This window comes from Sphaerisporangium sp. TRM90804, assembly GCF_029846175.1.
Lineage (GTDB): Bacteria > Actinomycetota > Actinomycetes > Streptosporangiales > Streptosporangiaceae > Sphaerisporangium.
In genome coordinates this window covers 36,941-58,648 of record NZ_JARWAC010000027.1, presented here as the reverse complement: position 1 = coordinate 58,648, position 21,708 = coordinate 36,941, and the positions used below count along the sequence as shown (strand labels likewise).

Sequence of the window (21,708 nt, the reverse complement as noted above, 5' to 3'; positions counted from 1 at the left end):
CGGGCCGGGGGGCGTGACCATCCGGCGTCCCGCCAGGGGGCGCGGGAAGGCGTGGGGCGGGATCAGGCGAACAGCTCGCGGATCTTGGTGACGAGTTCGACCACGACCGTGACCTCGGCCGCCCTGACGGCGATGCGCTTGAGCGCGTCCAGGACGCGCCCCTGGTCGGGAGACGCCTCCCGCAGCTCGCTCCGCACGTCCGCCAGGTCTCTCGACGCCTTGCCCGGCTCGTCGATCGAGGCGGCGTGCGCGGCGATCGCCTGTTCCAGGCGGTCGAGCAGGTCGGCGGCGTCCCGGGAGAGTGCGGGCACGCCGATGTTGTTGACGGTGGCGGAGGCGTGCGCGCCGAACGCGATGGGCCCGCTGACATGCCCGCCGCTGATGTGCACGCCGCCGTACTCGGTCGCCATGGATGAGTCTCCTTACGGGATCAGCCGGACGCCTGGCCGACGTTGTTGACGGTGGCGGAGCTGTTCGCGCCGAAGCTGATCGGGCCCACCGTGCCGCCGGGGCCCACCCACACCGAGCCGTTCGTCACGTTCGCCGCCTGCCGGCGATAGTCGGCGGTGTCCACGTTCTGGTCCTCCAGGAAGTCGAGCACCGCCGCGGTCAGCCGCTGCTCGATCAGCTTGGTGTACTTGGCGGCGTCGAGCAGCTGGATGTACGTCTGCAGCTCGGGCGCGGCCCCGACCTCCCGCACGCTGAACCTCGCGCCGTACTGGTAGATGAGCGCGTCGGCGGGATCGGTCTGGGTCATCGCCTGCGTCACGGCCTTCCAGCCGTAACCGAACAGCCGGAAGGGCGCGGCCACCACGTCGAGCAGCAGGTGCGTCTTGAGCGCCCGAACCGCCTCCCAGGCGACGCGGGGTGAGGACATCGCCGGGAGGGCGTCGACGACGTGGTAGATCGGCTGGACCGGCGGCAGCGTGGTCACCACGAACTGCGTGTAGAGCATGCGGCCCTCGACCGCGAGGTAGATGAAGGCCGAGGTGAGGGCCTGCTGGTCCTCCGCCGGAGCGATGAGCCTGCCCGAGGCGTCGCGGATCTCCTGCCCGATGCCGCCGACCGTCACCCGCTGGTAGTAGCGGACCCCGCCCTGCGGATGCCGCATGATGGCCGCGGCCTCCTGGGGGGTGACGTGGTAGCGCGGGAGCCCTGCGTCCTCGGCCCGTTCGAGCCCTTCGGCGACCCGCTGCGGGTCGGCCCCGGTGATCAGGGGATGGGCTCGTCCCCAGGCCCAGTCGGTGGTGGTGAAGGCTCCTCGCGTCACGACGTGGTCGCCGATGTCCAGCGCCTGGATGCTCTCGTTGTGCCGCAGCACGTGGTCGCGCATCCCCCGGAGCCTGGCGCGGACGAACTCGTGTAACTCCACCGGGTCGATGTCGACCGGATCCCGCTCCCGGCGCACCGCGCCCTCGCCGCGCACACGGTCGAGCTCGACGGCGATGGACCATACGCGTTGGATTTCGCCCGCTCCCATGAAGGCGTCCTCGTTGGCGTACATGGTGACGTTGCCCCATTGCGCCCTGCGGACGTAATCGATGCGCCTCGCGGTCTTGGCATCGAGCGTGGGAATATCCGGCTCGGGCGATCCGGGCCGCAGCGACCCGACGAGCTTCAGGTATATCGCGATGCGATATCCGACCGTGACGACCAGCGTGGCGAACGGAACGAGGATGGTGCCGACCACCAATGGCGTCGCGCCCAGGAGCGTGAGGGCCGAGCCGAGTGCTCCCGCGATTCCGGCCAGAACCGATCCCAGCACGAGGTAAGCCAACCAGATCAGCGTCGAGATCAATAACACGAGCACGCTGTAGGCCGCCCACGCCCGGATCAGCCAGCGCACCACCGGCGGCCCTTCGCGGACCCGGTCGAGGGAGAGGAGAGCGAACGGCACGAGCAGCGACACCCAGGCGATCGTGGCCCAGGGCTGCATGTAGAGCCCGATCAGCAGGAGGACGGCGATGAGCATCTCGCGGACGAGGAGCATGGTGCGCGCCTCGCGGCAGTGCTGGATCACCGGCCCGAGGTCGAAACGCCCCTGCGAAGGGGCCACCGCCCGGAACCGGTCGTGCAACATCTCGTCGAGAACCCGCTCGCGAAAACGGGGGTCGAGGTATGCGGCGGCGCAAAGATAACGCGTCGCATTGCTCATCGGAGGGCGTGGGGCATGGGGCGTGCCATGCAGCCGATCTGTTCTAGAGTTGTGGATGACCATTCACCCTCCGGCCAATCGGTTCGGTGCTCCCGAGTTTACGTCTCCATCGCATTTCCTGAGCACTTTCTTGAGATGGATCGGATGACGCGACTCCGGCACCGCTCACCGAATGACCGGCTGCTTATCAGGCTTTATCGGGGTTTAACCGGATTAACACTGATTTACTGACTCCTGAGAGGTAAGTACTTCTGTGAACGAATCCAGGTCGGGCACCGTCTGCGGACGCTGCGGAGCCGACATGGGGCGTCTCCCCCGGTGCCCCCGTTGCGGCGCCTCTGTGGCCACACCCGTCACCCCTCAGGCCCGGCCCGCGTCAGGTGGGCGCGGGCGGGCACGCCGGGAGCGCGGCAAGGCGTGGCGAATCGCGCTCGCCGCTCTCGGCTGCGCGGTCGTGGCGCTCGGCGCGACCTGGTGGTTCCTGGCCGGCCCCGGTGCCACGACGGCATCGGAAGCCGGCCGGCCCGCCGGGGCGACGGCGGAGGCGAGCACCGCCCCGGACGCCGGCTCGTCCGGCTCGGCCCCACCCGCCGACTCGACGGGCCCCGACGCGTCGGCGGACCCGGACACCACGGACCCGGACACCACGGCCCCGGACCCTACGGATCAAGACACCGCGGACCCCGGCGCCGGAGATGCCGCCGCGCAGGCCGGGGGCGTCGACGCCCTGCTGTCCGACAGCGGCAGCGCGCGCTCCGGGCTCGGGGACGCGATCGCCCGCGCGAGCCGGTGCGAGCGGGCGGGCGTGCGGACCATCCGCGAGGTCACCGCGGCGCGGCGGGAACAGCTCGCCCGGGCCCGCGAGCTCGCGGTGGACGCGCTGGACGGGGGAGCCGAGCTGAAGCGGGCGCTCGTCGAGGCCCTGGACGCGTCACGTGCGGCAGACGCCGCCTTCCTCGCCTGGGCTACACGCCATCTCGACGGCGGCTGCGGCGGGCCGATCGCCGAGGACGACGACTACCGCCTCGGCCTGTCCCACTCCGAGGAGGCCCAGGCCGCGAAGCGGCGCTTCGTCGACGTGTGGCGCCCGATCGCCGCCACCCACGGCCTGCCCGAACGCCAGGTGGACGACATCTGACCGGTCGGCGCTCCCTCGGCCGGGGCATGCCGGGGAGACCGCTCAGGACGCCGTCAGGTTTCCGCGCCGCGGCCTGTTCGGCGCGACACAACCCGACAGGGAGCCTCATATCGCTGCGATGGTGGGGAAAAGGCGCATTGGCTGACGCCGATGCGGAAACCCGATCCGTCCTTAGGAGAGCGCCGATGTGGGGAACCCCCGTACCCGAGCGGAACGCCGAGGCGGCAGGCCGCGAGCCGTCCCCGAGGAGGGCGCCGATGGCGGTCTCCGCCACCCTGGCGGTGAACGAGGAGGTCGCGCGGCGGCGGCGGGCGGGGCTGGACACCGTGCCGCTGGGGTTCGGGGAGGCCGGGGTGCCGGTGCATCCGCTGCTCAGCGCCGAGCTGGCGCGGTGGGCGGGGATGGCGGCCTACGGGCCGTGCGAGGGGGTTGAGGAGCTGCGGGTGGCCGCGGCCGGGTACTGGGACAGACGCGGGCTGGCCACCGACCCGGAGCAGGTGGTCGCGGGGCCGGGGAGCAAGGCGCTGCTGTGGGCGCTGTTGGGCGCGTGCGGAGGGGCGGTGGCGCTGGCGCGGCCGAGTTGGGTCAGCTACGCGGCGCAGGCCGCGCTGCACGGGCTGCCCGCCCACCTCGTCCCCACCGTGCCCGGCCAGGGCGGGGTGCCCGACCCCGAGCGGCTGGAGGTCACCGCCGTGCGCGCGCGCCGCGACGGGGTTCCGCTGGGCGCGGTCGTGCTGACCCTGCCCGACAACCCCACCGGAACCCTCGCCGAGCCGGGCGTCGTGGCGGCCGTCTGCGAGGTGGCCCGGGCCCACGACCTGCTGGTGGTCTCCGACGAGATCTACCGCGACCTGCTGCACGACGAGAGCGCCGCGTTCACCAGCCCGGCCGAGCTGGCTCCCGAGCGGGTGGTCCTCACCACCGGGCCGAGCAAGAACCTCGCCCTCGGCGGCTGGCGCCTGGGCGTCGCCCGGTTCCCCGCGACCGACGAGGGTCGTGCCCTGCGCGAGACGGTCGTCGCGGTGGGCAGCGAGGTGTGGTCGGCCCCCGCCCATCCCGTGCAGCGGGCGGCGGCCCTGGCGTTCACCGAGCCGCCCGAGCTGCGCGACAGGGTGCGGGCGAGCGCGCGCCTGCACGCCCGCGTCGCCGAGGCCACCGCTGACGTCTTCACCGCCGCCGGGGCGGACGTGCCGCGTCCCCAGGCGGGTTTCTACCTCTACCCCGACATGACTCCCCTGCTCGGAAACCTCGGCATCACCGGTGATCCGGCCGGGATCACGGACACCACGGTCGCGTCGACCCTGCTGGCCGGGCACGGCGTGGCCACCCTGCCCGGCTCGGCCTTCGGGGACGACCCCGCCCGCCTGCGGCTCCGCATCGCGACCAGCCTGCTCTACGGCGACGACTCCCAGCGTGAACAGGCGCTGCGCGGCGACGACCCGGCCAGGCTCCCGTGGATAGCGGCCCACCTGGACCGGCTGGCCGAGGTCCTGTCGGGACGCCCGCGCGCGTAGGAGCGGGTGTCGCCTCGGCCTCAGGGGTGGCCGACGACGAGCCGTAGCGCGCCCTGGAACTCGGGCTGGGTGCGCAGGTGGCCGTGGCGGGCGTCCCAGGTGCCGTCCTCCAGGTCGCGGCGCAGGTGCTCGACGGCGCGGGCCGCCGCGGCGTCGCCGACGACGCCCCAGGCCGACTGGGACGCGCGGACCTCGGGGTCGAGGAAGCGTTCGGGGCGGGCGTAGTAGGCCTCGGTGAAGCCGTCCACGCAGTCGATCGGGACCGGCACCGGGCGGACCTCGGCGGCGGCGCCGACGAGGGAGGCGATCGTGTCGATGGGCGGGAAGCGGCGGCCGTCGACGACGAGCAGCTCGGGGAGGTACTCGGCCAGCCACAGCAGGCCGAGGGCCGCGCCGTCGAGGGTGAGGACGACCACCGGGCCCCGGCTGACGCGGCGCAGCTCGCGCAGCCCCCGGGCGGCGTCGGGCCACTGGTGGACGGTGACCATGGCCATGGCGGCGTCGAAGGCGTCGTCGTCGAACGGAAGATCCTCGGCGACGGCCGAGACCGCCGGCGCGAGGTGGCGGGGGCGCTGGGCTCGCATGGCGGCCGAGGGCTCCACCGCGACCACGTGGCGGTCGACGGGCTCGTACGAGCCCGCACCGGCGCCCACGTTGACGACCGTGCGGGCGTCGCCGAGAGCGGCGTGGACCCGCGCCGCGATGCGGGGGTCGGTGCGGCGCTGGATGGCGTACCCGTGGCCGTGCCGTTCGTAGTCGAAGTCTCCCGCGAGCGAGTAGGCCAAGGGTGTCTCTCCGTTCGATACGGCATCGGGGACCCGAAACGAACACCGAGCTGGTACAAGATCGACTCATTATGGCATTGGGAGTGTTTTCCGTATTGTCGGGCGCCCGGGCACCGACAATACGGAGAGATCACGGCTGCGGGCGGCCGGAACGTCGTCGCAGGTGGGAGCCCGGGCAGGGTGCCTCGATCCCTGTGTCGCCTGACCAGGACCGGCCATTCACGGCGCGGCTCCGGGCGGGGGCACGTCCTTGGCGGGAGTGCCAAGTACTATCGCTCAATGACCGAAATGACCGAAACCTCGCCCGGTTGGTTGTCTCCCGAAGAGCTCCGGCAGGCACGTGCGCGGCTGCCGATCCTCTACATCGACGCCGTGCCCGTGCGCGTCGACGAAGCCGGCGTGGTCACGCATATCGGCCTGCTGCTGCGCATCGGGCCGGACGGGGCGGTGAGCCGCGCGCTGGTCTCCGGCCGGGTGCTGCTGCACGAGCGTGTCCGGGACGCGCTCATGCGCCACCTGGAGAAGGATCTCGGCCCGACGGCGCTGCCGCGCATCCCGGCGTCCCCGCAGCCGTTCACCATCGCCGAGTACTTCCCCGACGAGGGCGTCACGCCGCACCACGACCCCCGGCAGCACGCCGTGTCGCTGGCCTACGTCGTGCCGGTCGCCGGTGACTGCCGTCCCCGCCAGGACGCTCTCGACCTGGTCTGGTTCACGCCCCAGGAGGCCTCGTCTCCGATGGTGCAGCAGGAGATGACCGGCGGGCAGGGCGTCCTGCTCAAGCAGGCGCTCGCGCACGTCGGCTGCCTACCCTGACCCGCCGGGCCGGGACGGTCGTCACGGGTGCCCCAGACGTCGCGGGCCCTGGCGGGCGGCGAGTTGACCCGCCGGGCCACAGGTGGGCATGGTGAGGTGGTGACCACCGATGAGGTGCGGGACGAGGTGTCGCTCACCAATCTCGACCAGCCGCTGTTCGACGGGGCCGGCGCCACCAAGCGCGATCTGGTGGACTATCTGGACGCCGTCCGCGACCGCATCGTGCCGGTGCTGCGGGAGCGGCCGCTCTCGGTCGTGCGGGTGCGTCAGGGGCAGGACCCCTTCATGCAGAAGAACGTGCCCAAGTACACGCCCTCATGGGTGCGCACCTTCCCGATGTGGGCGGAGGCCTCGCGGCGCGAGGTGTCCTACGCCCTGTGCGACGACCGGCGCACCCTGCTGTGGTTCGCCAACCAGCGGGCGGTGGAGTACCACCCCATGCTGGTGCGCTCCGGCCGTCTCGACCGGCCCACCCACCTGGTGCTCGACATCGACCCGCCGGACGCCGACGCGTTCGGCCTGGTGATCGCCTCGGCCCACCTCGTCCGGCAGGCGCTGGCCGACTGCGGGCTGGAGGGGGCGGTCAAGACCAGCGGCGCCAAGGGCGTGCACATCTTCGTGCCGGTCGACGAGCACGAGAAGGTCGAGGACATGGCCGCCGCCACCCGGGCGATCGCGGCGCGCGCCGAACGGCTCGACCCCGTGCTCGCCACCACGGCGTTCATCCGGGAGGACCGCGGCGGCAAGGTGTTCCTGGACTCCACCCGCGCCGGCGGGGCGACGGTGGTCGCGGCCTACAGCCCGCGCGTGCGGCCGGGCGTCCCGGTGTCGTTCCCCGTGGCCTGGGACGATCTCGACCAGGTCGTCCCCGCCGACTTCACGATGCGCACCGCGCCCGGGCTGCTCGGCGAGCGCGACCCGTGGGCCGAGCACATGCCCGAGCCGCGACGGCTGCCGCCCGACCTCGTCGAGGAGGGCCACACGATCCCGGTCGCCCGGGTGCAGGCCATGCACGAGGGCAAGCGGCGCGCCCGGGCCCGCCGCGGCTGACCGCTCCCGCGCCGCCCGGGTCCCTCTTTTCGAAGAGGTCGCCGAACATCTTGACGAGGGCCGCGGCCCGGGGCCGCGAAGTGTCGGTGGCGGCGGCTACCGTCGAGGTGCGATGCGTATCCACGACATGACGGCGGGCCTGATCGGCAGGGAGCACCCTGCCGCGCTGCTGCGCGCCGAGGCCGAACGGGCCGCCGAGAGCCACGGGGGGCTGGTGCTGGTCACCGGCGAGGCCGGCATCGGCAAGACCACGCTGGTCACCAGCGCGGCCGACGAGGCTCGGCGGCTGGGGGCGCTCGTCCTGGGCGGCTCCTGCTGGGATTCCGACAGCGCGCCCGGCTACTGGCCGTGGGTGCAGGTCCTGCGCGGGCTGCGGCGCGGCGCGACGCCCGCCGAGTGGGCGGCGGCCGAGGAGGTCGGCGGCGGCAGCCTCGCCGCCCTGCTCGGCGAGGCGTCGAGCGCCGAGGCCGTCGACGGCTTCCCGTTGTACGACGCGGTGACGAGCGCGCTCGTGTCGGTGTCGCAGAGCCGGCCGGTCATGGTGGTCCTCGACGACCTGCACTGGTCCGACGTCGCCTCGCTCAAGCTCCTGCGGTTCGCCGCCCAGCACACCTGGTTCGAGCGGCTGCTGCTCGTCGGCACCTACCGCGACGTCGAGGTGGAGGCCGCCGACCACCCGCTGCGCCCGCTGCTGCCGCCGCTCGTCGCCAAGGCCACGACGATCTCGCTCACCGGCCTCGATCGCGACGACGTCGGCGCGCTCATGGCGCGCACGGCGGGCGACGAGCCGTCCGCCGATCTGGTGGCCGAGGTGCACCGGCGCACCGGCGGCAACCCGTTCTTCGTCGAGCAGACCGCGCGGCTGTGGCGCAGCGGCGGCTCGGTGACGGCGATCGCGCCGGGTGTGCGCGACACGCTGTTGCGACGGCTGTCCCTGCTGCCGAAGCCGGTCGTGGAGATCCTCACCGCCGCCTCGGTGCTCGGCCGCGAGTTCCACCGCCAGGTGCTGGCCGCCTTGGCCGCGGCTCCCGTCCCGCACGTCGACCGCCTGCTCGACCAGGCCATGGCGGCCCGGCTCGTCGCGGCGAAGGGCGGGGGCGTGTTCGCCTTCGCCCACGATCTCGTGCGCGAGACCCTGTACGACTCCCTCGATGACGCGAAGCGGCCCCGGTGGCACGCCGGCGTCGTGCGGGCGCTGGACGCCTCGGCGGAGCTCGGCGGGCGGCTGCTTCCCGCCGACCTGGCCCGCCACGCCCACCTCGCCGGCGAGCACCTCGACCCCCAGGTCGTGGTGAAGCACCTGCTGGCGGCGGCGCGTGACGCCGGCAGGCGCCTGGCCACCGAGGAGGCCATCGGGCACTACCGCCGGGCGCTCGCCGCCACCCCGGCCGACGCGCCGCGCCGACGGGTCGAGGTCGCCCTCCGTCTGGCGCACGAGCTGCACGTGTGGGCCGACCGCGTCGACGGGCGGCGCATCTTCGGCGAGGCCGTCGCGATCGCCCGGCAGCTCGACGACCCCCGGCTGCTCGCCCGTGTCGCCCTGTCGATCCACCGCACCTACGACGAGCACCTCGGGCCGGCGGGCACCGAGGTGCTGGTGGAGGCGCATGCCAGGCTCGTGGGCGGTGACGCGCCCACCGAGGGCCTGCTGGCCCGCGACCGCCTGGCGCAGGACCTGGCGATCCATCTCGCCGTCCAGGCCCGGAGTGAGGACGACGACGAGGCGCTGGCGTTCGGTCTGTGGGCGCGGCACGACACGATCTGGGGGCCGGGCACCGCGTCCGAACGGGTGGCGCTCACCGAGGAGCTGCTGGCCGTCGCGCGCCGCGGCGGCGAGGTCGAGATGGAGACCATCGCGGCCGCCCTGCGGTGGGTCGCCCTGCTCGAGCTGGGCGACCCTCGTTACCTCGACCAGTTTCGCGACTACATCGTGCTCGGTGAGCGCAGCGGCGTGCCGCGTGTCGGTCTCTCCCTGGTCATCGACCGCAGCATCCTGGCCGGCCTCATGGGGCGCTTCGAGGAGGCCGAGCACCTCGTCGAGGAGGTGCTGACGCACGGCCAGGTGCACGGCCACGAGCACCTCGAGTTCATGATCGATCATCACCGCTGGGCGTTGCGGCTGATGCAGGGCCGCTTCGACGAGCTGGACGCCGTGCACCTGGAGCTCCGGCGCACCCGGCATCCGTGCCCCGACCTGCTCGTGGCGATCGCCGAACTGCGCATGGGGAACCTCGACGCCGCGCTGCGCCACCTCGCGGAGGTCACGGCCGCCGGCAAGCCGGGCGATCGGTCGATCCAGCCCCTGTGGCTGTGCTTCCAGGCGGAGGCGGCCGCGGCCTCGCGTGATCCCCGGCTGTGTGAGATCGCACGCGCCGAGCTGCTGCCGCACTCCGGCGAGTGGGCGGTCTCCCTCTACGGGTGGGACATCCGCGGCCCCGTGGTCCTCTGGCTGGCGGTCCTGGACGCCGCCCAGGAGCGCTGGGACGAGGCCGTCGCCGGCTTCACCGCCGCCTGGCACTCGGCCGACCTGCTGAGGGCACGCCCCTGGTCGCTGGAGGCCAGGGCACGCCTGGCCGAGGCCCTGCTGGCACGCGGTGGCCCCGGCGACGCGCAGGAGGCTTCGCGGCTCCTGGAAGCCGCGGAGCCCGAGGCCGCCGAGCTGGGAATGCGCTCCCTCCTAGCCCAGATCCGCCGAACCCGCCACCTCCACGCCTCCCCCACCCTCCCCGTCCCCGGTGACCCCCAGCGCCCGGCTTCCCGTGACCCCGTGCTCCCGGCCGCCCGCGGTCTCGCCGTCCCCCCGCCCCTCGAACTCCCACACGCGGCTTCCGGTGACCTCTCGGTGCCCGCATCCCCCGGGCCCGCGCTCCCGGCCGCCGGTGACGTCGCCGCATCCCCTGAGCTGGGGTTCCTGGCCGCCGGTGACCTCGCCGTCCCCGCCACCTCCGCGCCATCGCACCCGGCATCCGGGGAGGTCGCCGTCCCCGTATCCCCTGGTCTGCCGTCCCCGGGCCGAACCCCCGGGCCGGTGACACTGCCGAAGATCACGCACGTGCCGGCGGTGGACGGTCCCGGGGCGGACGGCTCCGCGTCGCGGGGTGGGGGCGCGATCAACGAGTTCCGGCGGGACGGGGCGGTGTGGTCGCTCGGGTTCGGGGGGCGCACGGTTCATCTGCCGGACGCCAAAGGCCTGCGCGACCTGCACATCCTGCTCAGCCTCCCGGGGAGCGACGTTCCCGCCGTCCGGCTGCTCGACCCCCGTGGCGGGGAGGTCGTCGTGGCCGCACGGCGCATGGGTGGCGACCCGGTGCTCGACGACGAGGCGAAGGCGCGGTATCGGGCGCACCTGTCGCGGCTCGACGAGGAGATCGACCGCGCGGCCGAGCAGGGGGACGACCGCAGGGCGGCGGAGTTCGACAGGGAGCGCGAGGCTCTGCTCGCGGAGCTGCGCTCGGCGTCCGGCCTCGGCGGCCGCGACCGCCGCCTGGGCGACGAGGCCGAACGAGCCCGCAAGACCGTCACCGCCCGCATCCGCGACATCCTCCGCAAACTCGACACTCTCCACCCCGCCCTGGCGGCCCACCTCCGCGCCACCGTCTCCACCGGCGCCACCTGCCGCTACCAACCCCCTGACAAGACCTCCTGGCGCCTGTAGACAGGCCGACACGGCCACCGTGCCCGCGCGACGATGGGGATGGCGTCGGGCGAGGGTCGCCCTCAGAAGGCGCGCCGAAGGCACCTTTTCGAGAATGCGGCCCGGCTTGCACGAGATGAGTGCTCGAGAAGGCTGGGGCGCACGTCAGAAGCACGCGTCCTTTGACGTGACAGGCCGAGAACCGACTTCCCCGCGCACCACCTCCCACCGGCCCGGCGCCGGGACGTCGCATCGGATGGAGGGAGCGGTGATCCCCGCCCGTGGGGTCGGGCGGGGATCGGGTCTCGGGCTACTTGCGGTTGTAGAGGCGCATGGTCAGGGCGCCGAAGATGACGATCAGGAGGGCGCCGGAGGTCAGGACCCAGGTGATCTCGCCGTTGTCGGGGGTGCCTGCCATCAGGGAGCGGACGGCTGCGACGAGGTGGGCGACGGGGTTGACGCCGACGAAGGCCTGGAGGAAGCCCGGCATGGTCTCGGGGCTGACGAAGACGTTGCTGAGGAAGGTGAGCGGGAACAGCACCAGCATGCTGACGCCCATCACGGACTTCTCGCTGCGCAGCATCAGGCCGAACATCGTCCAGATCCAGGAGAACGCGAACGAGAAGCCCACCAGCAGCGCGATGCCGGCGATCACCCCGGCGGGACCGCCCGCCGGGCGGAAGCCGAGGATCAGGCCGACCGTCAGGATGACCGTGGAGGCGAGGGTGTAGCGGAGCATGTCTCCGAGCAGGTAGCCGACCATGGTCGACGGACGCCAGATCGGCAGCGTGCGGAAGCGGTCGAACACCCCCTTCTCGATGTCGCTGTTGACCGCCACGCCGGTGTACATGGTGATCATCACGACGCTCATCACCATGATGCCCGGCAGCACGAACTGCAGGTACTCGGTCGTCGAGCCGGCGATCGCGCCGCCGAACAGGTAGGTGAACATCAGCGTCATCATGATCGGGAACGCGGTGACGTCGAAGAGCTGCTCGGGCACGTGTTTGATCTTCAACATGGCCCGCCAGCCGAACGTCATCGACGCCGACAGCGCGCTCGGGCGCGGCGGGCGCGCCCCCGGGGCCAGGACGGCGCCGAGCGCCTCGGGGGCGGGGACGTAGACGGTGCTGGTCTCGGCGGTGATCGCGCTCATGCTGCGGCCTCTTCCTGCGCTGCGGTGGTACGGAACGTGATGGTCTGGAGCGCCGTGCCGCTCATGCGGCGGTCTTCTCGGCGGGGCGGTCGGTGAGGGCCAGGAAGACCTCGTCGAGGCTGGGCTGGCCCAGGGAGAAGTCGCTGACGGCGATGCCGGCGGCGGCCAGCTCGGCCAGGGCTCGGGAGGCCTGCTCGGCCGCCACGTGGTCGGCGCCGTCGCCGGGGACGCGGGCGGTGAGGGCGCTCGGGTCGGCGTCCAGCAGGACGGGGGCGTTCAGCTCCTTGGCGAGCAGCAGCTCGGCTTCGGAGCGCTGGGACGGGTCGCGCAGGCGAACGTGCACCGAGCCGGCGCCGACGGAGGCCTTGAGCTGGCCCGGGGTGCCCTCGGCGATGAGCCTGCCGTGGTCGATGACCGCGATGCGGCCAGCCAGCCGGTCGGCCTCGTCGAGGTACTGGGTGGTGAGCAGCACGGTCGTGCCGTGGGCCACCACGATGCGCACGATGTCCCACACCTGGTTGCGGCTGCGCGGGTCGAGGCCGGTGGTGGGCTCGTCGAGGAACAGCACGTCGGGGGTGTTCAGGATGCTGGCCGCGATGTCGAGCCGCCGGCGCATGCCGCCGGAGTAGGTCTTGACCTGGCGGGCGCCTGCGTCGGTGAGCCCGAACGCCTCAAGGAGCTGGGCGGCCCTGTCTCTGGCGGCCGGCTTCCTGTGGCCGAGCAGCCTGCCGAGCAGGACGAGGTTCTCCCAGCCGGTCATGTCCTCGTCGACCGAGGCGTACTGGCCGGTCAGGCTCACCAGGCCGCGGACGGCGTCCGGTTCGCGGATGACGTCCCTGCCGAAGATGCGGGCCTCGCCGCCGTCGGGGCGCAGCAGGGTGGCCAGCATCTTGACGGCGGTGGTCTTCCCGGCCCCGTTCGGGCCTAGCACGCCGTACACGGTGCCCGCGGGCACCCGCAGGTCGAGGCCGTCGACGGCGCGGTTGCCGCCGAACGCCTTGACCAGGCCGGAGGCCTCGATCGCCAGGCCGGTCTTCTCGCTTTCACGCATGTCTGAGGTCCTTCTTCGCTTTCAGGGGGTCAGGAGACGTAGGGCCGGGCGGCGCGGGCCGTTCGCAGCGCCAGGCCCCACCAGGTGAGCTGGTCGAGCAGCGTCGCGGCCGCCTGCAGCTGGTCGTCGGTGCCGCACGGCACGCCGGCGTCGTCGACGCCGGCGCCGAGCAGGTTGAGGCGAAGGCTGTCGCGCATCGTGACGGCCTGCAGCTCGGTGAAGACGCCGCGCAGGTGCTCGACCGCGTACACGCCATCGGACCGGCAGCCGTAGGCGACGAAGCCGACCGGCTTCGCCTGCCACTCGTCGTAGGCGAACTCGATCGCCTGCTTGAGGGAGGCGGGGAAGCTGCGGTTGTACTCGGGGGTGACCACCACGAACGCGTCGGCCCTGCCGACCTGCCCGGCGAAGTCGCGCATCGAGGGCGTCGGCTCCTCGGGGTACCTGCCGGGGAAGGCGTAGTCGGCGAGGTCGACGAGGTGGACGGCGAGATCGGCCCGCCGCCGCGCCCGGCCGGCGAACCAGCGGGCGATGGTCTCGCCCGCCCGCCCCTCCCTGGTACTCCCGACGATCACGGCCACGCGAAGCGGCGGCGGAGCCTGTGCGGCCGGCATCGTCGCCCCCTTTCGCCCGTTCGGATCGGTCACCCCTCAGGCGCGAGATCCGGCCGGGCATCCGCTAGATCGGATCTAGCGGATCCCGACCGGCACGAGACGGACGCGGGAGGACACGGCGCGTCCGCGAGGTCTCCCCTCGCAAGGACCGGTCCTCAGCCGCGGAAGGGGCGCGACGGGGCAGGGCGACCGGCGGCGTGCGGGATTCGGTGAGGGCGTGACCCTCGCGACGGCCGAGCCGCGTTACGGCGCCGGGGCGGCGGGGGGTGGGGAGATGGGGAGGGTGAGGATCATGGTGAGGCCGCCGGCGGGGGTCTCGTCGGGGGTGAGGGTGCCGCCCATGGCCTGGGCGAGGCCGCGGGAGAGGGCCAGGCCGAGGCCCACGCCGGTGTGGTTGTCGCGGTCGCCCAGGCGCTGGAAGGGCATGAAGACGCGGTCGTGGTCCTCGGGCGGGATGCCCGGGCCGCGGTCGACCACGCGGATCTCCACGTGCCCGCCGAGCCGGCTCCCGGTCACCAGCACCTCCCGGCCCGCGGGGCTGTAACGGGCCGCGTTGGAGATCACGTTGACCAGCACGCGTTCCAGGAGGGCCGGGTCGGCGAGCACCTCGGGCAGGCCGGGCGGGATGTCGCCGCGGATCGGGACGCCGGTCGGGCCGAGGTCGTCGATCGCCCGGGGCACGATCTCCTCCACGGCGACCGGTTCGAGCGACACCCCGAGCACGCCGGCCTGCAGGCGGCTCATGTCGAGCAGGTTGGCCACCAGGCGGCCGAGCTTGTCCAGGGACTCGTCGGCGGTGGCGAGCAGCTCGTCGCGGTCCTCGCGCGACCACCGGACGTCGCGGCTGCGCAGGCTGCCCACGGCGGCCTTGGCCGAGGCCAGCGGGGTGCGCAGGTCGTGGCTGACGGCGGCCAGCAGCGCCGTGCGCATCTTGTCGGCCTCCGCCAGCGGCTTGGCCCGCTCGGCCTCCTTGCGCAGCCGCTCGTGCCGCAGCGCGACGGCGGCCTCGGTGGCGAACGCCTCCAGCACCCGGCGGTCGGCGGCCTCCAGCAGCCGTCCCCGGGCGGCCAGGACCAGGGTGTCGTCGATGACCACGTCGGTGTCGGCGGCGGACGGGCAGCCGCAGGGGGCGCCGCCGGAGGTGGCGACGATCCGCCACGCCTCGGGATCGGAACGGTCGTCGGGGCCGGCCTCGGGGCTGCGTTCGAGCAGCGCCACCGAGGTCAGCCCGAAGGTCTCGCGCATGCGCCCCAGCAGGGACGGCACCGCGGCCTCCCCGCGCAGGACGTGCCCGGCCAGCGTCGAGAGGATCTCGGCCTCGGTGGTCGCCCTGATCGCCTCGCGCGTGCGCCGCGCCGCCAGGTCGACGATCGCGCTGACCGCGGCGGCGACCAGCGCGAACGCCGTCAGGGCGAAGATGTTCTGCGGATCGGCGATCGTCAGGTTGCCGTACGGCGAGGTGAAGAAGTAGTTGAGCAGCAGCGAGCCGCCCACCGCGGCGGTCAGGGCCGGCCACAGGCCGCCGGCCAGCGCCACGCCCACCACGAGCAGCAGGAACAGCAGGATCTCGCTCGGCAGCGACAGCGTCTCGCGGAACGGGGCCAGCACGACCGTGAGCGCGGGCAGGCCGAGCAGGGCGAGGCCCCAGCCCCACAGCCGGCGCCGGCGGGTCAGGGCGGCGCGCGACCGCGAAGGCCGCCCGCGTCCCCTCCGCGCCTCGCCGTGGGTGATCACGTGGACGTCGATCGACCCCGACCGTGTGATCGTCTCGACCCCCACGCCCCGGGACAGGATCTGGGCCAGCCGCCCGCGCCGCGACGCCCCCAGCACGAGCTGGGTGGCGTTGACGCCGCCCGCGAAGTCCAGCAGGGCGCGCGGCACGTCGTCGCCGACCACCTGGTGGTAGGTGCCGCCGAGGCTCTCGACCAGCGCCCGCTGGCGCGTCAGGCCCGCCGGGTCGCCGCCGCCGAGGCCGTCGGCCCGGGTGACGTGCACGGCGAGCAGGTCGGCGCCCTTGCCCCGGGCCGCGACCCGGGCCGCGCGCCGGATCAGCGTGTCGCCCTCGGGCCCGCCGGTCAGCGCCACCACGACCCGCTCGCGCGTGTCCCACGTGGAGCCGATGCCGTGCTCGGCGCGGTAGCGGTCGAGCTGGTCGTCCACCTCGCCGGCGACCCAGAGCAGCGCCAGCTCGCGCAGCGCGGTGAGGTTGCCGACGCGGAAGTAGTTCGACAGCGCCGCGTCGACCTTCTCGGCCCCGTACACGTTGCCGTGCGCCATGCGCCGGCGCAGCGCCTCGGGCGACATGTCGACCAGCTCCACCTGGCCTGCCCGGCGCACGACCTCGTCGGGCACGGTCTCGCGCTGCGGGACGCCGGTGATCGCCTGGACGACGTCGTTGAGCGACTCCAGGTGCTGGATGTTGACGGTGGAGACGACGTCGATGCCGGCGTCCAGGATCTCGTCGACGTCCTGCCAGCGCTTGACGTTGCGCGAGCCGGGGACGTTGGTGTGCGCCAGCTCGTCGATCAGCGCGACGCGCGGCGCCCGGGCGATGACGGCGTCCACGTCCAGCTCGGTGAACTCGGCCCCCCGGTGGACCAGCGTCCCGCGCGGGATGATCTCCATGCCTTCGAGCAGGTCGGCGGTGCGGGGGCGGCCGTGGGTCTCCACGAGGCCCACGACCACGTCACGGCCGCGTTCGCGCGCCCGGCGGCCCTCGCAGAGCATCGCGTACGTCTTGCCGACCCCGGGGGCCGCGCCGAGGTACACACGGAGCCTGCCGCGTGGCATCGCGGCGATCACCCCCTGTCGAGTGCCAGATTGAGCCGGAGCACGTTGACCGCAGGCTCGCCCATGAAGCCGAGGCCGCGGCCGGTGGTGTGCTCTTCGATCAGCGTAAACACCCTGGCGAGGGCGATGCCCCGCTCCCCCGCCACCCGGGGCGCCTGCAGCCTGGCGTAGGCCACGGAGATGTCGGGGTCGAGGCCGCTGCCGCTGGCGGTGACCGCGTCCGCGGGCACCACCGGGATGGGCGCCGAGCCCCGGACGGGGACGGTGCGGCCGGCCGCGTAGTCCTCGCCGGGCCTGCCGCACTCCACCGCCACGCCCTGGTAGCGGGCGAGGAACGGCGCGGCCGGGCAGGCCTGGTTGACGCTGACCGCGCGGGTGGGGGTGCCGGTGGCCGGGAAGACCTTGAGCACGGCGCCGACGCCGTCGGGCGTGCAGTACGGGCGTGCGCCGCTGACGCCCTCCAGCCGGCCGATCGCCGCGGAGCGGGCGCAGACCTGGGTGAGCAGCGACCGCGAGCCCTCCCTGGCCGCGTCGTCCGCCCCGGCCGGGTCGGGCAGGGTGTCGACGACGTCCTCGGGGCCGAGGTTGCTCGCCGCGGTGGCGAGCATGTCGTAGCCGGCCGCCGACGGCCGGCTCTGGAAGTACCTCCTGACCGGTTCGCCCCGCTGGTCGGTGAACGACTGGCCGACGACGGCGCTGCCCACCTGCCTGCCGCCGCTCGACAGAAGGGACCCGTCGGCCCTGCCGCCGAAGAAGGCCTGGGCGACGCCGGTAACGGCCAGCGGGTAGAGCACGCCGGTCAGCAGGGTCAGCACGATGACGGCCCTGAGTGCGGCGAGATGGCCGCGGAGCCAGCTTGGCAGACGTTCCATTACGACATCCCCGGGAGGAACTGGATGAGTAGGTCGAGCAGCTTGATTCCGGCGAACGGCGCGACGATGCCGCCGAGGCCGTAGACGTACAGGTTGCGCGTGAGCAGGGTGGACGCGCTGGAGGGCCGGTACCGCACGCCGCGCAGGGCCAGCGGGATGAGCGCGATGATCACCAGTGCGTTGAAGACGACCGCCGAGAGGATCGCCGACTGCGGGCTCGACAGGCGCATCACGTTGAGCGTGTCCAGGCCCGGGTACACCGCCGCGAACATCGCCGGGATGATGGCGAAGTACTTGGCGACGTCGTTGGCGATGGAGAACGTGGTCAGCGCGCCCCGGGTGATCAGGAGCTGCTTGCCGATCTCCACGATCTCGATCAGCTTGGTGGGGTTGGAGTCGAGGTCGACCATGTTCCCGGCCTCCTTGGCGGCCGAGGTGCCGGTGTTCATCGCCACGCCGACGTCCGACTGCGCCAGCGCGGGCGCGTCGTTGGTGCCGTCGCCGGTCATGGCGACCAGCCGTCCGCCCTCCTGCTCCCGCCTGATCAGGGCGAGCTTGTCCTCGGGCGTCGCCTCGGCCAGGAAGTCGTCGACCCCGGCCTCGTCGGCGATGGCCTTGGCGGTCAGCGGGTTGTCGCCGGTGATCATGACGGTGCGGATGCCCATGCGGCGCATCTCGTCGAACCGCTCGCGCATGCCCTGCTTGACGACGTCCTTGAGGTGGATGACGCCCAGCACGCGCGCCCCGGCCCCGCCCACCTCGCCGACGACCAGGGGGGTGCCGCCGCTGGCGGAGATGCCGTCGACCAGGTGGCCGACGTCGCCGGTCGGGTGGCCGCCGTTCTCGCGGACCCACTTCATGACCGCGGTGGCCGCGCCCTTGCGCACCCGCCGGCCGTCCACGTCGATGCCCGACATGCGGGTCTGCGCCGTGAACGGCACCCACTCGGCGTGCGCCAGCTCGCCCGGCTCGCGTTCGCGCAGCCCGTACGCCCGCTTGGCGTACACGACGACCGAGCGGCCCTCGGGGGTCTCGTCGGCGAGGCTGGCGAGCTGGGCCGCGCCGGCCAGCTCCTGGGCGCTCACGCCCTCGACGGGGACGAAGTCCGACGCCTGCCGGTTGCCCAGGGTGATCGTGCCGGTCTTGTCCAGCAGCAGGGTGCCGACGTCGCCGGCCGCCTCGACCGCCCGGCCGCTCATGGCCAGCACGTTGCGCTGCACGAGGCGGTCCATGCCCGCGATGCCGATCGCCGACAGCAGCGCCCCGATGGTCGTGGGGATGAGGCAGACCAGCAGCGACACCAGCACCACGCCGCTGACGCCGTCGCCCGTGAGGGCCAGGGAGTCCGGGACGCCCGGGTTCTGGGCCTTGGAGTAGATGGCGAGCGGCTGCATGGTGATCGTCGCGACCAGGAAGATGATCGTGAGCGCGGCGAGCAGGATGTTGAGCGCGATCTCGTTGGGGGTCTTCTGCCGGTCGGCGCCCTCGACCAGCGCGATCATGCGGTCGATGAAGCTCTCGCCGGGCAGCTGCGTGATCTTCACGATGATCCGGTCGGACAGCACCCGGGTGCCGCCGGTCACCGCCGAGCGGTCGCCGCCGGACTCGCGGATGACCGGGGCCGACTCCCCGGTGATCGCCGACTCGTCGACCGAGGCGATGCCCTCGACGACGTCGCCGTCACCGGGGATGATCTCCCCGGCCTCCACGACCACGAGGTCGCCCTGCCGCAGGTCGGCCGCGCCGACGGTGTCCCAGGCGTCGTGGTCGCCCGCGTTCCTCAGCCGCCGTGCGGTGGTGTCGCGTCTGGCGGCGCGCAGCGTGGCGGCCTGCGCCTTGCCGCGGCCCTCGGCCACGGCCTCGGCGAGGTTGGCGAAGATCGCCGTCAGCCAGAGCCAGACCACGATGGCCCAGGCGAAGAAGGACGGGTCGAGGATCGCCAGCACGGTGGTGAACACGGCGCCGATCTCGACGATCAGCATGACCGGGTTGCGCCACAGCGTGGCCGGGTTCAGCTTTCTGACGGCTTCGGGCAGGGATCGGACGAGCTGCCGGGGGTCGAGCAGGCCGCCGCCGACCCGGCAGTCCTTCTCGGGGGCTCCCGGTGATTTCACTGCTTGGGATGACATCTCAGGAAAGTCCTTCCGCGAGCGGCCCGAGCGCCAGCGAGGGGAGGAAGGTCAGGGCGACCAGGATGAGCGTCACGCCGACGACCATCCCGACGAACTGCGGCCGGTGGGTGGGCAGCGTGCCCGCCGACTCCGGCACCGGAGCCTGCGCGGCCAGCGACCCGGCCAGCGCGAGGATGAAGATGATCGGCAGGAACCGGCCGAACGCCATGCACAGGCCGAGCGCCACGTCGTACCACGGCGTGTTGACGGTGACGCCGCCGAACGCCGAGCCGTTGTTGTTGGACGCGCTGGTGAAGGCGTAGAGGATCTCCGAGAGGCCGTGCGGGCCGCCGTTCAGCATGGCCGCCAGGCCCGCCTGGTTCCCCATCGCCACCGCCGTGCCGACCAGCACCAGCACCGGGGTGACCAGGAAGTACAGCGACGCCAGCTTGATCTCGCGCGCCCCGACGCGCTTGCCGAGGTACTCGGGCGTCCGGCCTACCATCAGGCCCGCCACGAAGACGGTGATCACGGCGAGCACGAGCATGCCGTACAGGCCCGTGCCGACTCCGCCGGGCGCGACCTCGCCCAGCATCATGTTGAACAGCGTCATCATGCCGCCGAACGGGGTGAAGCTGTCGTGGAAGGAGTTGACCGCGCCCGTCGAGGTCAGCGTCGTCGCGGCGGCGAAGGTGGCCGAGCCGGGGACGCCGAACCGCACCTCCTTGCCCTCCATGGCCGCGCCGACGGCCTGCGGCACCGTGGCCGTGCTGGTCAGCTCGAACACGTTGGTCAGCACGACGCTGGCCAGGGCGATCGTGGCCATGACGGCGACGATGGCGTAGCCCTGCCTGACCTGCCCGACCATGCGGCCGAAGGTGCGCGGCAGCGAGAACGGGATCACCGTCAGCAGGAGGATCTCGAACCAGTTCGTCCAGGTGGCGGGGTTCTCGAACGGGTGCGCCGAGTTGGTGTTGTAGAAGCCGCCGCCGTTGGTGCCGAGCTCCTTGATGGCCTCCTGGCTCGCCACCGGGCCGCCGGTGACGACCTGGGCGCCGCCCGTCAGGGTGGTCACCTCGTGCGGCCAGAAGAGGTTCTGCACGACGCCGCCGGCCACGAGCACCAGCGCGCCGGCGAACGCGATCGGCAGCAGGACGCGTACGGTGCCGCGGACCAGGTCGACCCAGAAGTTGCCGATGGTGCCCGCCCTGTTACGGGCGAACCCGCGCACCAGGGCGATCGCCACCGCCATGCCGGCCGCGGCCGACACGAAGTTCTGCACGGCCAGGGCGCTCATCTGCACCAGGTAGCCCATCGTGGACTCGCCCGAGTAGGCCTGCCAGTTGGTGTTGGTCACGAAGCTGACCGCGGTGTTCCACGCGACGTGGTCGGGGACCGCGGGGTAGCCGAGCGACAGCCAGAGCCTGTCCTGCAGGCGCTGCATGGCGTACACGAACAGGATGGAGACCGCGGAGAAGGCCAGAAGGCTGCGGGCGTAGACCGGCCACCGCTGCTCGGCGTCGGCGCGGACGCCGACCAGCCGGTAGACGCCGCGCTCCACCACGTTGTGCCTGGTACCGCCGTAGACCCTGGCCATGTAGTCGCCGAACGGCCGGTGCGCCAGCGCCAGCGCGGCGACCAGGGAGACGACGAACAGCGATCCGGTCACGGTGGCGCTCATCAGAAGCGCTCCGGGAACAGCAGGGCCGCGACCATGAAGGCCACCAGGACGGCGGCCACGACCAGCCCAGCGGCATTGATCGCGCTCACAGGCGCTCCACCGCCTTGACGACGATCCCGAAGATCACGAATACCGCGATCGTCAGGGCGACGAAGATGACGTCCGCCATCCCCACTCCTCGAATCCGGACATGCTCATTCCGGCCACCCGGACAGATGGCCACGTCATCAGCGAAGCGCAGGGAAAGGCGGGGATTTACCACCTTGACGGGTTCTATACGCGCGGCGCCGAAGTCTTGACGCCGCCCCTACGGCCGCGCCACCTGGGCGGACGCGCACCGT

The 21,708-nt window shown here is 72.9% G+C and carries 17 protein-coding genes; 5 read left to right on the top strand and 12 right to left on the bottom strand.

The features are described 5' to 3' along the window. Positions 1-62 precede the first annotated feature (62 nt). Positions 63-410 (bottom strand): hypothetical protein, encoded by a 348-nt coding sequence (locus PYR91_RS29930; protein ID WP_279785212.1) that lies wholly within the window; start codon positions 408-410, stop codon positions 63-65. 20 nt (positions 411-430) lie between these two features. Beyond that, positions 431-2,155, bottom strand: a complete 1,725-nt coding sequence (locus PYR91_RS29925; RefSeq protein WP_279785211.1) for a hypothetical protein — start codon at positions 2,153-2,155, stop codon at positions 431-433. A gap of 340 nt (positions 2,156-2,495) precedes the next feature. On the opposite strand from PYR91_RS29925, the gene PYR91_RS29920 reads away from it, so the two are divergent. Both PYR91_RS29920 and PYR91_RS29915 read left to right on the top strand, forming a co-directional pair. Continuing rightward, positions 2,496-3,293 carry a hypothetical protein gene (locus PYR91_RS29920; protein ID WP_279785209.1) on the top strand — a complete coding sequence of 266 codons (798 nt, stop codon included), beginning with the start codon at positions 2,496-2,498 and terminating at the stop codon, positions 3,291-3,293. Positions 3,294-3,550: 257 nt separating this feature from the next. Further along, positions 3,551-4,807, top strand: coding sequence for a pyridoxal phosphate-dependent aminotransferase (locus PYR91_RS29915; RefSeq protein WP_279785207.1), 1,257 nt, complete (start codon positions 3,551-3,553; stop codon positions 4,805-4,807). A 20-nt stretch (positions 4,808-4,827) separates the two neighbouring features. On the opposite strand, the gene PYR91_RS29910 is transcribed toward PYR91_RS29915, so the two are convergent. Beyond that, complete coding sequence (locus PYR91_RS29910; RefSeq protein WP_279785205.1) at positions 4,828-5,592, bottom strand: methyltransferase domain-containing protein; 765 nt, start codon at positions 5,590-5,592, stop codon at positions 4,828-4,830. Positions 5,593-5,871: 279 nt separating this feature from the next. Here PYR91_RS29910 and PYR91_RS29905 point away from each other — a divergent pair, with 279 nt between their 5' ends. The 3 genes from PYR91_RS29905 to PYR91_RS29895 all read left to right on the top strand — a co-directional run bounded on the left by PYR91_RS29905 (position 5,872) and on the right by PYR91_RS29895 (position 11,113). After that, the gene (locus PYR91_RS29905; RefSeq protein ID WP_279785203.1) at positions 5,872-6,408 is read left to right on the top strand and encodes an NUDIX hydrolase family protein; all 537 of its coding nucleotides are present in this window, start codon (positions 5,872-5,874) and stop codon (positions 6,406-6,408) included. Positions 6,409-6,507: 99 nt separating this feature from the next. Continuing rightward, complete coding sequence (gene ligD / locus PYR91_RS29900) at positions 6,508-7,458, top strand: non-homologous end-joining DNA ligase (RefSeq protein WP_279785201.1); 951 nt, start codon at positions 6,508-6,510, stop codon at positions 7,456-7,458. A gap of 112 nt (positions 7,459-7,570) precedes the next feature. Next, complete coding sequence (locus tag PYR91_RS29895) at positions 7,571-11,113, top strand: AAA family ATPase (protein WP_279785199.1); 3,543 nt, start codon at positions 7,571-7,573, stop codon at positions 11,111-11,113. Positions 11,114-11,402: 289 nt separating this feature from the next. Here PYR91_RS29895 and PYR91_RS29890 read toward each other — a convergent pair whose 3' ends face one another. The 9 genes from PYR91_RS29890 to PYR91_RS29850 all read right to left on the bottom strand — a co-directional run bounded on the left by PYR91_RS29890 (position 11,403) and on the right by PYR91_RS29850 (position 21,629). Beyond that, positions 11,403-12,248 (bottom strand): ABC transporter permease, encoded by an 846-nt coding sequence (locus PYR91_RS29890; RefSeq protein ID WP_279785197.1) that lies wholly within the window; start codon positions 12,246-12,248, stop codon positions 11,403-11,405. 61 nt (positions 12,249-12,309) lie between these two features. Further along, on the bottom strand, positions 12,310-13,299 hold the full coding sequence (locus PYR91_RS29885) for an ATP-binding cassette domain-containing protein (RefSeq protein WP_279785195.1): 990 nt from the start codon (positions 13,297-13,299) through the stop codon (positions 12,310-12,312). Positions 13,300-13,328: 29 nt separating this feature from the next. Next, positions 13,329-13,913: an NAD(P)H-dependent oxidoreductase gene (locus tag PYR91_RS29880; RefSeq protein WP_279785193.1), complete on the bottom strand. Its 585-nt coding sequence runs from the start codon at positions 13,911-13,913 to the stop codon at positions 13,329-13,331. 243 nt (positions 13,914-14,156) lie between these two features. Then, positions 14,157-16,703 (bottom strand): DUF4118 domain-containing protein, encoded by a 2,547-nt coding sequence (locus PYR91_RS29875; protein WP_279785191.1) that lies wholly within the window; start codon positions 16,701-16,703, stop codon positions 14,157-14,159. A gap of 8 nt (positions 16,704-16,711) precedes the next feature. Next, a complete protein-coding gene (locus tag PYR91_RS29870) occupies positions 16,712-17,575 on the bottom strand; it encodes a potassium-transporting ATPase subunit C (protein WP_279785189.1) in 864 nt (287 codons plus the stop codon). Then, on the bottom strand, positions 17,575-19,704 hold the full coding sequence (gene kdpB / locus PYR91_RS29865) for a potassium-transporting ATPase subunit KdpB (protein WP_279785187.1): 2,130 nt from the start codon (positions 19,702-19,704) through the stop codon (positions 17,575-17,577). The genes PYR91_RS29870 and kdpB overlap by 1 nt, the downstream gene beginning before the upstream one ends. 1 nt (position 19,705) lies before the next feature. Further along, the gene (kdpA, locus tag PYR91_RS29860) at positions 19,706-21,367 is read right to left on the bottom strand and encodes a potassium-transporting ATPase subunit KdpA (protein ID WP_279785185.1); all 1,662 of its coding nucleotides are present in this window, start codon (positions 21,365-21,367) and stop codon (positions 19,706-19,708) included. Beyond that, on the bottom strand, positions 21,367-21,456 hold the full coding sequence (locus tag PYR91_RS29855; RefSeq protein ID WP_279785183.1) for a potassium-transporting ATPase subunit F: 90 nt from the start codon (positions 21,454-21,456) through the stop codon (positions 21,367-21,369). Before PYR91_RS29855 ends, kdpA begins: the two co-directional genes overlap by 1 nt. After that, entirely contained in the window at positions 21,453-21,629 is a 177-nt protein-coding gene (locus PYR91_RS29850) for a hypothetical protein (protein WP_279785181.1), read from the bottom strand. The genes PYR91_RS29855 and PYR91_RS29850 overlap by 4 nt, the downstream gene beginning before the upstream one ends. Between the last annotated feature and the right edge of the window lie 79 nt (positions 21,630-21,708).

Excerpts from the sequence above, each read along its gene's own strand:
- kdpB (WP_279785187.1), bottom strand. The coding sequence starts at position 19,704 with ATGTCATCCCAAGCAGTGAAATCACCGGGAGCCCCCGAGAAGGACTGC.
- PYR91_RS29915 (WP_279785207.1), top strand. The coding sequence starts at position 3,551 with ATGGCGGTCTCCGCCACCCTGGCGGTGAACGAGGAGGTCGCGCGGCGG.
- PYR91_RS29925 (WP_279785211.1), bottom strand. The coding sequence starts at position 2,155 with ATGAGCAATGCGACGCGTTATCTTTGCGCCGCCGCATACCTCGACCCC.
- PYR91_RS29885 (WP_279785195.1), bottom strand. The coding sequence starts at position 13,299 with ATGCGTGAAAGCGAGAAGACCGGCCTGGCGATCGAGGCCTCCGGCCTG.
- PYR91_RS29905 (WP_279785203.1), top strand. The coding sequence starts at position 5,872 with ATGACCGAAATGACCGAAACCTCGCCCGGTTGGTTGTCTCCCGAAGAG.
- PYR91_RS29870 (WP_279785189.1), bottom strand. The coding sequence starts at position 17,575 with ATGGAACGTCTGCCAAGCTGGCTCCGCGGCCATCTCGCCGCACTCAGG.
- PYR91_RS29930 (WP_279785212.1), bottom strand. The coding sequence starts at position 410 with ATGGCGACCGAGTACGGCGGCGTGCACATCAGCGGCGGGCATGTCAGC.
- PYR91_RS29875 (WP_279785191.1), bottom strand. The coding sequence starts at position 16,703 with ATGCCACGCGGCAGGCTCCGTGTGTACCTCGGCGCGGCCCCCGGGGTC.
- kdpA (WP_279785185.1), bottom strand. The coding sequence starts at position 21,367 with ATGAGCGCCACCGTGACCGGATCGCTGTTCGTCGTCTCCCTGGTCGCC.
- PYR91_RS29880 (WP_279785193.1), bottom strand. The coding sequence starts at position 13,913 with ATGCCGGCCGCACAGGCTCCGCCGCCGCTTCGCGTGGCCGTGATCGTC.
- PYR91_RS29890 (WP_279785197.1), bottom strand. The coding sequence starts at position 12,248 with ATGAGCGCGATCACCGCCGAGACCAGCACCGTCTACGTCCCCGCCCCC.
- PYR91_RS29895 (WP_279785199.1), top strand. The coding sequence starts at position 7,571 with ATGCGTATCCACGACATGACGGCGGGCCTGATCGGCAGGGAGCACCCT.